Here is a 13,639-nt window from a genome sequence, read left to right as displayed (position 1 = left end):
ATGTATTGATAGGCCTTACGAGTATATTACACTTTTTGAGCACCTAGCCAAGTATATGCTCACTTTTTAACGATAGAAAATATCGCAAAAAGGTTTAGGATTGGTTGTTTACCAGCTTTTTTGTTGCGTCAATAATCTTGTCTTTATACTTAACTACATCGGCAATAGTCAATTTTTCAATGGCTCGAATATAGCGCTCCATGTAGTCAAAATCAGGCTCGCCTTCTGGGGTTATGGGAAGGGTGATCTCACATGTCTTTACTCGTTCCCACGTAGCTTTTTTATCATAAGAAAACTGCTCTCTTGTGATTTTTTCAATACATTTCGTCAAATACAAAAGCTTTTCCTCCGAGATAACATCTTGAAGAGGCTTTATTAAATAAGCATCCCACAAAATAGCTACTGAATGAGGTTGTGCATAAACTTTTCCTGTTGCGACAGCACCATTCTGAATAACATCAATACACATTTCTTGTGTGTCCCACTCAGATTTACGACCATAAAACATAATCCCGTTATCACCTAACTTGGCATTAACTAAAGGAACACAAAATTCCTGATTAGGGACAGTTGATGTGTCTTCTCGCTTATTAAAATTATCTTTTTTACATTTTGCAAACACACGCTTAAACATGCTACTAACTACAAACTTCTTAAACCTCACTTGCCCATTTTGGCAATCAGTTTCCAAAGAGCCGTTTTCGTTAGATGCGGATTTTCTAGAGAGAGAGAGTACTTTTTTATCTTCATCCGTTAGTTCATAGTCATCAAGGTTAGTTGCTTTTAGATAAGCCTCCAGCTCCTTGATGCGATCTTCCTCCAGCTCCTTGATGCGATCTTCCATATACTGCCAGTCAATGTCATCTACCGTGTATTCGTGGTTAGGGTCTGCGTGTTCTATAACGGGGAGAGAAATTTTTGCAATTTTTGCTACTGACCAATGACGTGCGTATCCTAAGTCAGGAATAGATTTTTTCCATACTGTTGTAATAAAAAGTAAAACCTGATCGGACATTTTAATTATTGGCAAAAGAACTTTCACATTGTCCATTACACAAAAACTTTTATGAACAATGTTCATTGTTTTGGTATGATCTCCAAAAACTAAGTATGCAGGACAATCTTCCGTAACATAATATAATGGTTCTCTATCTACATAACCAAGACAACCATTATTCCTCGTATCAGAAGAATAAGCTGGTGTTTTCCCATGCTCATTAAATTCCAATTTTGATACCTTAAAAGCCTGAGGAAGTAACTTAAATAAATCAGAATATAAAAACGTCTTATTCATCCCACTGCACCTCACCTTTCAAGATTGCACTCACTCTCCACGCCAAATAATCAGCTACCGTTTTCTTAAAGTCATCTTCCGTAGGTGTAGTGTCAATCTTTTTATGCTGATTAAACGTCCAATCGTCACCATTAAGAGTGATAGTGTCTTTTATCACCAACCCATTTGCTTCAGTGTAATATTCTGTTTTTGGCTTTTTACCAAGGCAAATTGCCACAATTTCGTCGTATCTTTCTAAAGCATGGTCAACGTTTCGCAAATTAACTTTTTGTGTTGACTTTTTACGATTTTGCCTTGCATAACCATCTTCACTAAAGTCAATAAACGTCACCATATCATCCGTTTCATGCGCGCGATTTACCTTGAACAAATATATAGCTGTTTGAACAGAAGACTTTCCATTAAATAAATCAGCTGGCATGTGAATGCTTGCAAGCAACGTATTTTTCTCTAATATTTGTTTAGCATACACATCTCCCTGACCACTACCCGCATTTTCTTGGATTAAAACGGCACCATAACCTGTTTCCATTTTCGATAATGCTTCGTCTACAAAGTTAAGCCCTTTACCTGGTGCAGAGTAAGGAGGATTCAGCAAGAATACATTAGCTGGAAAGTCATGCGACTTCATGAAATCAGGAGCTTCCTTATGTGAGTCACCACAAATGATTTGCGACGAACCATCCCCCATAAGAATCATATTCAAAACCGCTAAAATATAAATATTCCCAAGAATCTCAATACCTAAAAGTTGATTTTGCTTAATATTTTGAATTTTACTTTCTAAAACAGTATTATCTTTGATAACATTCTTTGCATCATCAATCATTAACTCCATAGCAGATACAAGGAACCCAGAAGAGCCCATACAGGTATCCCACACAAAAGAGTCTTTATTGGTTCTTGTAATTCGTGCCATTAAGTTTGTTACAAAGCGCGGCGTTAAAACAACATCGTTCTTTTTATCATTATCGATAGAAACCCAATCATTAAGACTGTTTAAGATTTTACCCGTAAAGTCTAAATGAATGTTACTTTCAAGTAGTGGTAAGATCTCCTCTTTTACTTGCTTATAAACCGATTTAATTACACTTTCACCATTCACAGGCTTCCATAGATCATGCTTTTCAAATACAGGCTTTAAGTAATTATTAACCATCTCAATCTTGTCGCTTGGACATTTCTTTTTTTGCAGGAATGAATTGGTACGATTAAGGATTTTATTACCATCATTATCAATCTCATCATCATTACTATAAAAGTCAGTTACTTCAAGCGGCTTTACACCTTCTGTAGTAAGGCCAGCCATAATCAAGCCGCAGAAGAAATAGAGTTTATCATTTGTAGAAAGCAAATTTTTAATAGCAGAATCATCATAAATTCTTTGATGAATGCTTTTAATACTTTGCTCCAGCAACTCCTCTTTATCACGCTTAAGACTTTCAAGTTCTTTATCAGTAAGCAAAAGCCTATCAATCACGTTATAAAGAGAATCTATATTTTCACTTTTCATTTGTGAAAAATCAAAATCAGGAATTTCTTTAGGAACTTTCCCGTTCTTTTTAGAAACATAATAAGCTTTAAGCTCTGGGTTTGATACCCACCCATCCTTGAGTTCCCATCCGTTAATACCAATAACGATGACTTCACTATAAGTACCTTCATCAAGAATAGCAAGTCCATAATGTAAAGCTCCATTTACGGCATATTGCTGTACAACACTATGAGTATTTTTCCCATTACTTTTTAGCTCGATATTATTATCTGCATCAAGTTTTTCCAATTTATTCTTTGAGCCTTTGGCTTCAATCATTACAGGGATATCACGGCGAGTACTATTTTGTAGCAAAAGTTGAATGTCAGGATAATTATTCCCTGATCCGCCAGATTTACTGTCTGCATCTTTTAACGCTTTAGAAATAGAAGAATTTATTTCTTCGGTCTTACCATAGTGTCTTATATTCAACGTATCAAGTTGTGCTTTATAAAATTCTTCAACTTTTTCTTCTGCACTTGCCATTTTTATCTCCCTATATCAAACCTGTACAATCAACACACCTAAACATTACATCTTAAACATCAAGATATCACTATCAATATGGACTGTTAGACTATTTTAGTAAATTTGTTTAATATTTTAGTTTCTCGTATTACTGCAATTACCACTAATTTGCCTTTCAGTTCTTTTCATTTTTGATTAAGCAATCTTGTCTTTTTCAAATACATCAATGCGATTCCAACATAATAGATTAAACTCATTTTTGCTTCATGCGTCTTGTCCAATCAGGATATTGCACAAACTCAGTTTTAGTTTCCAAACCATTAAATATAGTATCTGGCATAACGCCATACACAAGCACAACGCGCGGCTCAAGCTCATCTAACATCGCAATCAAGCCTTCCCTAAAATACCTTTTAGATTCTGCTGTTCTAATTTGCCCGTAGGTTCCAATTGAAACGATGCTATGTTTATCCACGCCCTGAAAAGCGACTTTTTCTCCCAATAACTCATCGGTATAAGTTCGCTCATCACCCCAACGAATATTAGGTATAACGTAAATCCCCTGTTTGCTTAAATAATAGCCAACTGCTCGATTCAAATAGATACTTGCGATTTGCACGCAAAGTGGAGCATCAATGTAGAGGGAACAATCAGGTGATATAACTCCTGGATATTGTTTTAGCTCTTCAACATAATCTTCCGTATGTGTCAAAATTTCTCTGAACTTAACATCATGCTCATAAAAGCAAACAAAGTCTTGCTTATCACAGCTACGTCGTCTTTGTGAAAAAGGTACAAGACCACTAGGAACAATAATCTCCTTAGGAGCATCAATATGCGGTATTTCAAATTTTCCATCAAAGAATGCTGTTTCAATTAAAGAAACTCTAAAACCTTCATCTACAAGCGTTTCTTTGTTAGGCATCAATATCCTCTCTTAACGCCGCTTCGGCATACTTCACACAACCTGCGAAGTTAAATGTCTTAGCCATGTCAGGATATTTTTCCCCTAGATTCTTATAGCATTCCACAATCTCTCTGCTCTGTGTTTTAGCAGCTAGGTCATCAATAATCTCACTAATCCAAAAGAACTCATCTGCCGTGCATTGATTTTGCAAGTACTTTATAGTTGATGGTATATCTTCAGACAGTATTTGAATTTCTTCTTTGTCACACATTTCTACGCCATAATCATATTCATCATGCGTTTCATTGCGCTTTTTAATTACCTCTTTAAATCTTTGTACATCCATTATCTTTTACCTCTTTTATTTAGCGGTTGATTTGAATCGTAAGATTCATCAGTATCCTCAAGAAAATCCTCTGCGCACTCTATACAAAAATCTACGTGGTATCTCTTAGCCTCTTCAGGAAATTTTGCCATCAAGCTTTTATAACACTCTACAAGTTCTCTGCTTCGTGTCTTTTCTGCTAGATCCTCGATAATTTCACTAATCCATACAAATTCATCTGCCGTGCATTCGCTTTGCAAGTACTCAATAGTTGATGGTATATCTTCAGATAATATTTCAACTTCTTCCTTCCAACACATTTCTAGTCCATAATCATATTCATCATGCGTTTCATCTCGCTTTTTAAGTACTTCTCTAAACTTTTGTACATCCATTATTTCTTACCTCTTTTCTTGAACGGTTGATTTGAATCGGGAAAGATTGTGCCGATTTGACCGTGTGTTCGTATAACTCCCACACGCACGCCTTTCCAAGTACCAAATACAATAACGCCATCTCTCACATGCTTGTTCCCTTTTAAGTTAGCAACATGTTCTCCTGCATGTTTAATGTCCTTGGTGCTCCAGCTAGCCGGAAACCAAGACTGATATATACCATCACGTTTCTTTTTGTTCCAATGCTTTGGCACATATCCAACCCTCACACCATTGGGATATGTTTTCACGATATGATACTCAATGCCGTATTTATCCAATTCTTTAAGTCCCGTCTGCCCATGACCACCAGACTTTAATCGGATGTGATTATCCTTCTGTGGTCTAGTGTATGCTCCTTCATTAGAATGGACAACAGCAAATTGACTTGCCGAACCAGCGGCTCCGCGCGTATTTAAAACTCTTCCGCTTTTAGTTGTTCCCATTTACTTCGCCCTCCACCGTACGTGTACGGTGAAGAGCTTTATTTTCATTTAATTTCACCATATATCACACCTTCCTACCTGTTCTTAAAACTGTGTTATTTACATATTTTTCTTGTAGTTACTTAGCAGGCGTGATAAAATAATCGTTGCTTGCACGGTGTTTTATAACGCCTACATAAAAACGCTTTTGAATTGCTCCAACAATTTAGAAGCGTTTTAATTTATTAATTCATTCACATTTACTCCCCTTTTTCCGCCGATTCATACAACCGAAGTGCTATCGGATCAATCTTTTTTATAAATTCCTCTTCATGACTAAATAATTTAAATCCGAGTTTTTTCTTACGACTTGCAATATTCGCGCTTGCGTTGCGCGCAGCTTCAAAACTTACACCACAAAATGCCACAATCTCATTAGGCGATGCTATGCCCTTCAACATAAGATAAGCAGTTGGACACATAAAATGCCTTGCAAAATAATCAGCTAAATCATCTTTAGAATCATCTTTATCTTCGCAAATATAATGCCCAATTTCATGAAAAATAGAAAGACGGATTGCACCTTCTGATTCAAACATATCATTGTAATAAATTGTTGGAGGGTTTTCTTTAGACTCTTTAACAAAAAATGCGTGCTTTGATTCCTTTTGCAACAGCTTTTTAGCTTCATCGGAAAAAGCAGAATAGGGAACAAGAGCAATTTTCATCTTCCAACAAAGCTCTTTCGCATCAATCGGAAATTTATCAATATTGTAATCGTCGTATATTGAATAAATCAACTTATCCAATTCGTCATACTCACTTCCGCTTCTATACATTCGCTCTACTCCCAAGAAGTAATGAAATAAGCTCATTTTTTTCTTCTGCAGTCAATTCTCCACCCTTTCTGGCAATCGCGGTGGAAATTGTTTCATAGGCACTTGCACTACTTTCTTCCCCATCATCAAGTAGATAGTCAGTTGCAACACCAAATGCTTTAGCAAAATTAACCACAATATCAAGTCGTGGCCTACGCTCAGAACGAAGATACCTAGACACCGAACTTTCTGTAATGCCACTTAATTGCGATAACTGTTTTTGGTTAATACCTCTATCATTCATTAAGTTCTTAACCTTTTCTTGCCAGCTCATACTAATTCCTCCTGTACTCAATGCAATCATATATTGCAAATTGGCAATTGTCAATACCAAAATGTCATCTCATTAAATAAATCGTCATATCTTAAAAAGCGCAAAAATCACACTCAAAACAGCAAGAAGTCAGCCTAAAATCGCCGCATGCTAAACCTTTTATCAATAAAAAAGCTGTAGATTTAAAAATGTGTTATTTTATTTCTTAAACAATTCTGAATGCGTACCAAGCCTATATAACATCAAAACAAGAACTTCATTCTTAATTTCATATACTAAAAGCCAATCTGGTTCAATATGACATTCTCTTGTTCCGCTATATTTTCCAGTCAAAGCGTGATCACAATATTTAGCTTCTAGCACACCACCGTCAGCTAACACATCAATTACTTTTAAAAGATTATTCGTGTTTTTATTTTGTTTCTTAGCTGATTTAAGATCTTTTTTGAATTAATTCGTGAATTTTACTTCGTATTTCATAAATCAAGAGCCGCCTTAAGATCTTCCATATTCCTATAACCCTTTACACTAGGATCAGATGCAATTCGTCTACCCTCCTCAATAGCAGCAATCGTTGTATCATTGGGAACCTCTAATTTAAGAGAAAATGGAATCCCGTTCTCACGAATAGTTGTTCGCAAAAACATGTTAATCGCCGTTGTCATATTGAGACCGAGTTCTGAAAAAATCCTATCAGCTTGTTCTTTAATTCCCTTATCTGTTCTGATATTTAAATTCGTAGTAGGCACAACAATACCTCCATCTTCTTTTACTATACGCAAATATTCGTTTATATTCAACATATTATCATTACATTGTATATAATTCAGACCAACTAAAGTAATATAACTGAATAAGAATTGTAAACGCAAACAACAAAGCGCAAGAAACAATAAGGCAATCTAAAACAATAAGGCGAGCACATCGTGTTACCAAAGTACTCGCCTTAATTTATTTATGATTTACACAATAGCGCAAACTAGCGCAAATACTTAGCACGCTTGCAATTTAGCACAGCTCCAGAAGCCACAAACAAGCCAAGCACTAGCGCACCAAATGACGCAAAAGTTATGCCAGCGGCATCCGCACCACTATTTGGCAGCACTCCAGAAAAGCGCGTGCCAGCAGTCCGCGACTTAGCAGAATCACTTCTGTTTTCAACACCGTTTACATTGGCAGCTGCACCATTTGCAGCACCGTCTGCCGAGCCGTTCGCAGCACCGTTTAACGTTCTATTGTTATTGACGCTGCCGCCTCCAACATTTAATTCAGGATTATCGCTTGAATCTGGTTCAACACTTCCGCTGTCATTGTTGTCGTCATTATCGCCACCGTCATCGCTGCCTGTATTCTTCGTAAAGATGGCATATACAGTCAAATCACTATCAACAGTCGTTGTGCCAGTAAATGCTTTACCTTTACCATCCGAGCTTGTATTCCACTCTTTGAAGGTATAGCCATCCTTCGTTGGATTCTTCGGCATGGACTGGTCAGTCAAGGCATCCGCATCAATAGCCTTACCAGTTTCCACCTTTACCGTTTGAGTCTTATCGCCGTTCTTGAATGTAACCGTATTGCGAATCTGCTTCCACTTGGCAATAAACACGGTATTAGCATTCAAAGTATAAGTATCACCTGGATTGTAAGTTTTATCAGCAGCATCTGCCCAGTTTAAGAACTGATAATCTTCGCGCGTAGGCGCAGGCAATATATTAATATTCTCGCCTTGCTGTACTGCTTCACTTTTCTTGGCTGTACCATCACTAAAGGTGCCGCCATTAGCATTAAATGTATATCTTGCATTCCACTGTGCGCGGAGTAAAAATATGCCGTCATACAATGGGTCTAGATTGGTATCATTCCATCGCATCCAATCACGACTATAATCAGAAAATGGCGATTGACTATTCCAGTAGTAGCGTTTGCCTACAATATTTCTTTGTCTATACGAATCAATATCAGGTAACTCGGTAAACCATCCGCCAAATACTAAATTATCTTTTGTTGGATCAGCTGGAAAATCAACCGTATTATCCTTTTTTACCGTATTGACGATTGCATCTGATTTACCGTCAACACTTCCGCCCTTCAAGTCGAATTTAACTTTCATTTGATCTAGCGAAATACGTACAGGCATACTACTATCAACAACTGCTTGAAATTCAGCATAATTCCTAGTTGGTTTAGGATACGTATAATCAGACTCCCACGAAAGATTATAGCCTTCAGGAAGCTTTGAAGTATCAACTTTGATAGTTACTTTTTCACCATTTGCAAAATTACCAACAGTACGTTCACATCTATTATTTAATTGTTTCGCAACTTCAAGTTCTTTCCCCTGACTATCGATAACTGTTATGGGAAGATTTTTCCACATATTTTCCATTTCAGGACTAAGCTGTCCAAGCGCTCCAGGCGTTGTATGACCTTTGCCTAATGTTGCTGCATAATTCATAGATATGCGTAAAGGATGCTTATTAGCATTATTATCTTCAGCAGCCTGAGCTGTCACTTCTCCAGCAAAAAGTCCAATCGTAGCTACAAAAGCAACTGCTAAACTAATAACTTTTTTTATTATTTTATTATTCATTTTATTCCCAACCAAATCACCAAATTAATGATTATAGTAATAATAATTTTTTATTAAATTCAAAAATTTATATAACGCAAATACAAAACTAAAAATGCATGTAAATATGCAAAACCACTAACCTATTTCAATACAAAATAAACAATGTATAAAGTGGTTAGAATATAAAATTATGTTACAAAAAAGACAAAATCACGCTGTCTGTCTGTCTGTCTGTCTGTCTGTCTGTCTGTCTGTCTGAGCATGCTCTCTCTAAATCCCTTTGTCAAGTATTTTTCAAAAAAATAAAATAAATTTATTTTTTCACATTAACAAAATTTAGAATATTCCATGGCCGATTCTCTATCAATGCAAAGACATCGCGTGAATCATAGACAATAAATAATCTTTTATTAACATATTCAAATCCCACACTAACCACATCTAACTAGAATACTCAATATTTGACGCATACATTAGCTTATTTATTAGCAATGCTCACTTACCAGCTCACTTATTAGCTCACTCATTACCATCACTTGCTAGCCTCATCCATTTGCCGCAATTCTTTCTTTAGATCGCGGATTTCATCACGCAATCGCGCTGCAAGCTCAAACTGCAACTGTTCTGCAGCAACATGCATTTGCTCGCTCAAATTCTTAATCAAAGACATAATATCGCTTTGCGGCAAGGCGGATATATTCTCCATACGCTTTTCTTTGCTTTGCTGCCCAAGATTTGGCTCTTTTGGCACTCCATAATGCGAGTTCCCAGCCTTATTAGCATTCCTGTAACCGCCTGCTAGCAAAGTTTGAGTGTCAACATCCTCTTTAGCAAGCATGTCGTTAACGTCACTAATCTTCTTTCGCAAAGGCTTAGGGTCAATTCCATGAGCCTTGTTGTACGCGATTTGCTTTTCGCGGCGGCGCTCCGTCTCGCTAATCGCCTTGCTCATAGCATCCGTAACAGCATCCGCATACATAAGCACAGTTCCCGAAACATTACGAGCAGCGCGTCCAATCGTCTGAATAAGCGAGCGGTAAGATCTTAAGAAGCCTTCCTTATCTGCATCTAAAATCGCAACAAGCGAAACTTCTGGCAAATCCAAGCCCTCACGAAGCAAATTAATGCCAACAATCACATCAATTTTCCCTTCGCGAAGCTCGCGCAAAAGCTCCACTCTGCGCAAAGTATCAACGTCCGAATGCAAGTACTCAACTTTAATACCAAGCTCCAAAAAGTAATCAGTTAAGTCTTCCGCCATTTTCTTAGTAAGCGTAGTAACAAGCACGCGCTCATCTTTTGCAACACGCGCCTTGATTTCCGCAAACAAATCGTCAACTTGACCTTCCACAGGTCGAACCTCAATTTTAGGATCCAGCAAGCCAGTTGGGCGAATAATCTGCTCAACTACGCCATCCGAAAGCCCCAGCTCGTAATCTCCAGGTGTTGCAGAAAGATACACAGTTTGACCAACATGCTCCAAAAATTCGTTCCACTTTAACGGGCGATTATCCATTGCAGATGGCAGCCTAAAGCCATGCTCTACAAGCGTTCTTTTGCGCGAAGCATCTCCCTCATACATAGCTCCGATTTGTGGCACGGTTACATGCGACTCATCTAAAACAAGCAAAAAGTCGTCTGGGAAAAAGTCAAGAAGCGTATGCGGAGGCGTACCTGCCGCGCGACCGTCAAAATGCCTCGAATAATTCTCCACTCCTGGGCATACTCCAACTTGTCGAAGCATCTCTAAATCGTACGTAGTTCGCATTTCCAAACGCTGAGCTTCCAGCAATTTGTTCTGCTTTTTAAGCTGCGCAACTCTCTCATCACGCTCTTTCTCAATCGCCTCCAACGCACGCTCCATGCGCTCAGGACCTGCAATATAGTGAGATGCTGGGAAAATATGAACACTACTCTCCTGGCGAATCACTTCCCCAGTAAGCGGATGCAACATTGTAATTCTGTCGATTTCGTCGCCAAAGAACTCAATTCGCACAGCTAATTCTTCGTAAACTGGAATAATCTCAACCGTATCTCCGCGCACTCTAAAAGTTCCGCGCGTAAACGCAATGTCATTGCGCTTGTATTGCATGCTAACGAATTGACGTAATAAATCGTCTCGCTCAAGCGTCTCCCCAACACTCAGCATAAGCATTCGCTCGGCATACTCCTCTGGGGTACCGAGTCCATAAATGCAAGAAACAGTAGCTACAACAACACAATCCCTGCGCGTAAGCAAATTCGCTGTAGCCGCGTGACGAAGGCGCTCAACATCGTCGTTAATATTCGAATCTTTTTCAATATACGTGTCTGTTTGCGGAATGTACGCTTCTGGCTGATAGTAATCGTAGTAAGACACAAAATAGCTCACAGCATTATCTGGCATAAGCTCGCGAAACTCCGCGCAAAGTTGAGCTGCCAATGTTTTATTCGGCTCAATAATAAGAGTCGGCCTTTGCAAACGCTCAATCAGCCAAGCGGTTGTAGCAGTTTTACCAGTGCCAGTTGCGCCCATTAAAACAACGTCGTTTTCGCCGTTTTCAATGCGATTTGCTAACTCTTCGATTGCTTGCGGCTGGTCGCCCGAAGGCTTGTATGGCGCTTTTACTACAAACGGCTTGTTTGTGCGCTGAATTTTATTCGACATTATTTTTCTCCAAGAGCATTTTATTTATTTTACTAAAACCCAACAATCGCGCGGTTGCTTGCGATTTTTCCGCGCGGTATCTAATGCTCCTCACCCATCCACGTTTTAATTTTTGAATCAACGCTTTTAAGCATAACTTCCATAGGCTTTGTAGAATCAACCACAAAATCCGCGATTTTTTTGCGCTCAATCTCTTCAACTTGATTATTTATGCGCTGCTTCGCCTGATTCTGGCTCATTTTGCGCTCGCTTATCATTCTCGCAATGCGAACATCTTTAGGCGCTTCAACCGTAATAATATAGTCAAAACTAAATGGAATGCTGTCAATTACTTGCGCAAGCAGCGGAATATCATGCACAATAACAGATCTTAAATATGCGCGTTCACAGCAATCTTCTTTAGAAATTTTCCTATCACACTCGTTTTTATATTCGCTTTTATATTCGTTTCTATATTCGCATTCTAAAGTCTTCGCTAAATCATAAATAGCAGGATGAATAAGAGACTCAAGCTTCTTACGATTTTCACAACTCTCGTCGGAGTTCCCAAAAACACACTTTGCAATAAACTCGCGATTTAAAGAGCCATCATTCTTAACAGCATCTTCCCCAAAAATGCTTACGATTTTCTGCAAGACTACGCTTCCTGGCTCCACCACTTTACGCGCTAAAACATCGTAATCTATAACAAACGCGCCAAGCGAACGCAAATGGTCTACTACAGTAGATTTTCCAGCCGCGATTCCGCCAGTTACCGCAATCCGCATCATTGTCATATTTTGATTATAAACGATACATTTCTCACAATAACGTAAGTTTTAATTGACCCAACTAAAACTTCTTATATAGCACGCAGTAAATAGACCCGTAATAAGATTTCCAATTATCGGTTAATAAACTGTATCCAAGCTTATTATAAAAATCTAAAGCAACAGCATTATTATCTTTTTCTGTAGATAAAATTATTGTTTTATATAATTTAAGATTTTCGACTTTCTTCATAAGCGCACTGCCAACGCCTATATGCTGAAACTCGGGGTCTACAAATAACTCATTTAATTCTAAGCTTTGATTGTACCAATCATAATTTTCTGATAAAAATGGCTTAATTTGATTCGCATACCAATTATCTTGTAATAATTCTATGCCATATAGAACACCGATAATACGATTATTCATTGTAGCAACAAGTAAAAGCGCACTATTGTTATATTTCAAACTATCTAATATGCGTTCACGAACATTATCTATACGATCTAGTTCTTTAGGGAATGCTTTTAGATATAAGTCTAAAATTATATTCATATTATTTTTGGCTTCTGAATAATCTAATTTTTTAATTTCAATGTTCTTCATAAAAATCCTTTATACAAGCTACTATCCGTATTACAACACAACATATTTAATCGACATATGCATATTTGATTTTACATAACCATCGTTATATAAGTACTAATTATTATTTTCGAAATATTTTCGCTTATATTCACTTAATCAATATAATTTCTTCTTTTTATCATAAAATTCAACATACGTCACATGTCATATGAATGATTTAGAATCTACAGATACGAGGTAATTGTTCTCGCAAACTATAAAGACAAAGATGTAATTTATAGGTAATTACTTATACGCCTTCAATGAAGAAAGGAATATAATGATTGGAACAGCGCATAAAGTTTGCAAAAATATTTTCTCAGCAATTCTTACATCTGCAACAATTGTGTCACTTAGCATAGGTGTAGCATCAGCAACTACCCCCCCCCCATGAACAAACTGAACCAGTAACATTTACGATTACACGTACGGATGATTTAAAAAATGATGTTCGAGTTGGGGATACGCTAAGATATAAGCTGACTTACACAAATAATACTAATC

General features: G+C 37.5%; 14 protein-coding genes and 1 pseudogene. All 15 read right to left on the bottom strand.

The genetic code is table 11. The features are described from left to right. Positions 1-94 precede the first annotated feature (94 nt). Complete coding sequence (locus HXT36_RS01090; protein WP_421778924.1) at positions 95-1,294, bottom strand: restriction endonuclease subunit S; 1,200 nt, start codon at positions 1,292-1,294, stop codon at positions 95-97. After that, positions 1,287-3,314 (bottom strand): HsdM family class I SAM-dependent methyltransferase, encoded by a 2,028-nt coding sequence (locus HXT36_RS01085; protein ID WP_421778922.1) that lies wholly within the window; start codon positions 3,312-3,314, stop codon positions 1,287-1,289. Before HXT36_RS01085 ends, HXT36_RS01090 begins: the two co-directional genes overlap by 8 nt. Before the next feature lie 235 nt (positions 3,315-3,549). Next, on the bottom strand, positions 3,550-4,221 hold the full coding sequence (locus HXT36_RS01080) for a DUF4417 domain-containing protein (protein WP_421778920.1): 672 nt from the start codon (positions 4,219-4,221) through the stop codon (positions 3,550-3,552). Next, positions 4,214-4,549, bottom strand: a complete 336-nt coding sequence (locus HXT36_RS01075; RefSeq protein ID WP_421778918.1) for a hypothetical protein — start codon at positions 4,547-4,549, stop codon at positions 4,214-4,216. The genes HXT36_RS01080 and HXT36_RS01075 overlap by 8 nt, the downstream gene beginning before the upstream one ends. After that, positions 4,549-4,923 carry a hypothetical protein gene (locus HXT36_RS01070; protein WP_016806692.1) on the bottom strand — a complete coding sequence of 125 codons (375 nt, stop codon included), beginning with the start codon at positions 4,921-4,923 and terminating at the stop codon, positions 4,549-4,551. Before HXT36_RS01070 ends, HXT36_RS01075 begins: the two co-directional genes overlap by 1 nt. After that, positions 4,923-5,408 (bottom strand): EndoU domain-containing protein, encoded by a 486-nt coding sequence (locus HXT36_RS01065; RefSeq protein ID WP_016806690.1) that lies wholly within the window; start codon positions 5,406-5,408, stop codon positions 4,923-4,925. Before HXT36_RS01065 ends, HXT36_RS01070 begins: the two co-directional genes overlap by 1 nt. Positions 5,409-5,647: 239 nt before the next feature. Next, positions 5,648-6,226 carry an ImmA/IrrE family metallo-endopeptidase gene (locus HXT36_RS01060; RefSeq protein ID WP_016806688.1) on the bottom strand — a complete coding sequence of 193 codons (579 nt, stop codon included), beginning with the start codon at positions 6,224-6,226 and terminating at the stop codon, positions 5,648-5,650. Beyond that, on the bottom strand, positions 6,219-6,539 hold the full coding sequence (locus HXT36_RS01055; RefSeq protein ID WP_032813210.1) for a helix-turn-helix domain-containing protein: 321 nt from the start codon (positions 6,537-6,539) through the stop codon (positions 6,219-6,221). The genes HXT36_RS01060 and HXT36_RS01055 overlap by 8 nt, the downstream gene beginning before the upstream one ends. A 198-nt stretch (positions 6,540-6,737) precedes the next feature. Continuing rightward, positions 6,738-7,019: pseudogene (locus tag HXT36_RS01050) on the bottom strand (type II toxin-antitoxin system YafQ family toxin). Continuing rightward, positions 7,016-7,342 (bottom strand): type II toxin-antitoxin system RelB/DinJ family antitoxin, encoded by a 327-nt coding sequence (locus HXT36_RS01045; RefSeq protein WP_421778915.1) that lies wholly within the window; start codon positions 7,340-7,342, stop codon positions 7,016-7,018. Before HXT36_RS01045 ends, HXT36_RS01050 begins: the two are co-directional and overlap by 4 nt. Before the next feature lie 176 nt (positions 7,343-7,518). Continuing rightward, positions 7,519-9,129, bottom strand: a complete 1,611-nt coding sequence (locus tag HXT36_RS01040; protein ID WP_421778913.1) for an InlB B-repeat-containing protein — start codon at positions 9,127-9,129, stop codon at positions 7,519-7,521. Positions 9,130-9,643: 514 nt separating this feature from the next. Then, positions 9,644-11,758 (bottom strand): excinuclease ABC subunit UvrB, encoded by a 2,115-nt coding sequence (gene uvrB / locus HXT36_RS01035; RefSeq protein WP_020973418.1) that lies wholly within the window; start codon positions 11,756-11,758, stop codon positions 9,644-9,646. An 80-nt stretch (positions 11,759-11,838) separates the two neighbouring features. Continuing rightward, positions 11,839-12,534: a dephospho-CoA kinase gene (gene coaE, locus HXT36_RS01030; protein ID WP_421778911.1), complete on the bottom strand. Its 696-nt coding sequence runs from the start codon at positions 12,532-12,534 to the stop codon at positions 11,839-11,841. 55 nt (positions 12,535-12,589) lie between these two features. Beyond that, entirely contained in the window at positions 12,590-13,114 is a 525-nt protein-coding gene (locus tag HXT36_RS01025) for a GNAT family N-acetyltransferase (RefSeq protein ID WP_421778909.1), read from the bottom strand. Positions 13,115-13,381: 267 nt separating this feature from the next. After that, a complete protein-coding gene (locus HXT36_RS01020; protein ID WP_004132910.1) occupies positions 13,382-13,549 on the bottom strand; it encodes a hypothetical protein in 168 nt (55 codons plus the stop codon). Positions 13,550-13,639: the final 90 nt, after the last annotated feature.

The organism is Gardnerella sp. DNF01144 (assembly GCF_049244245.1).
GTDB lineage: Bacteria > Actinomycetota > Actinomycetes > Actinomycetales > Bifidobacteriaceae > Bifidobacterium > Bifidobacterium piotii.
This window is presented reverse-complemented; position numbering and strand designations above follow the sequence as displayed.

Bases quoted from the DNA above. Each gene is read 5' to 3' on its own strand.
- HXT36_RS01080 (WP_421778920.1), bottom strand. From the start codon at position 4,221: ATGCCTAACAAAGAAACGCTTGTAGATGAAGGTTTTAGAGTTTCTTTA.
- coaE (WP_421778911.1), bottom strand. From the start codon at position 12,534: ATGACAATGATGCGGATTGCGGTAACTGGCGGAATCGCGGCTGGAAAA.
- HXT36_RS01090 (WP_421778924.1), bottom strand. From the start codon at position 1,294: ATGAATAAGACGTTTTTATATTCTGATTTATTTAAGTTACTTCCTCAG.
- HXT36_RS01055 (WP_032813210.1), bottom strand. From the start codon at position 6,539: ATGAGCTGGCAAGAAAAGGTTAAGAACTTAATGAATGATAGAGGTATT.
- HXT36_RS01045 (WP_421778915.1), bottom strand. From the start codon at position 7,342: ATGTTGAATATAAACGAATATTTGCGTATAGTAAAAGAAGATGGAGGT.
- HXT36_RS01025 (WP_421778909.1), bottom strand. From the start codon at position 13,114: ATGAAGAACATTGAAATTAAAAAATTAGATTATTCAGAAGCCAAAAAT.
- HXT36_RS01075 (WP_421778918.1), bottom strand. From the start codon at position 4,549: ATGGATGTACAAAGATTTAAAGAGGTAATTAAAAAGCGCAATGAAACG.
- HXT36_RS01020 (WP_004132910.1), bottom strand. From the start codon at position 13,549: ATGTTACTGGTTCAGTTTGTTCATGGGGGGGGGGTAGTTGCTGATGCT.
- HXT36_RS01070 (WP_016806692.1), bottom strand. From the start codon at position 4,923: ATGGATGTACAAAAGTTTAGAGAAGTACTTAAAAAGCGAGATGAAACG.
- HXT36_RS01060 (WP_016806688.1), bottom strand. From the start codon at position 6,226: ATGTATAGAAGCGGAAGTGAGTATGACGAATTGGATAAGTTGATTTAT.
- HXT36_RS01040 (WP_421778913.1), bottom strand. From the start codon at position 9,129: ATGAATAATAAAATAATAAAAAAAGTTATTAGTTTAGCAGTTGCTTTT.
- HXT36_RS01065 (WP_016806690.1), bottom strand. From the start codon at position 5,408: ATGGGAACAACTAAAAGCGGAAGAGTTTTAAATACGCGCGGAGCCGCT.
- HXT36_RS01085 (WP_421778922.1), bottom strand. From the start codon at position 3,314: ATGGCAAGTGCAGAAGAAAAAGTTGAAGAATTTTATAAAGCACAACTT.
- uvrB (WP_020973418.1), bottom strand. From the start codon at position 11,758: ATGTCGAATAAAATTCAGCGCACAAACAAGCCGTTTGTAGTAAAAGCG.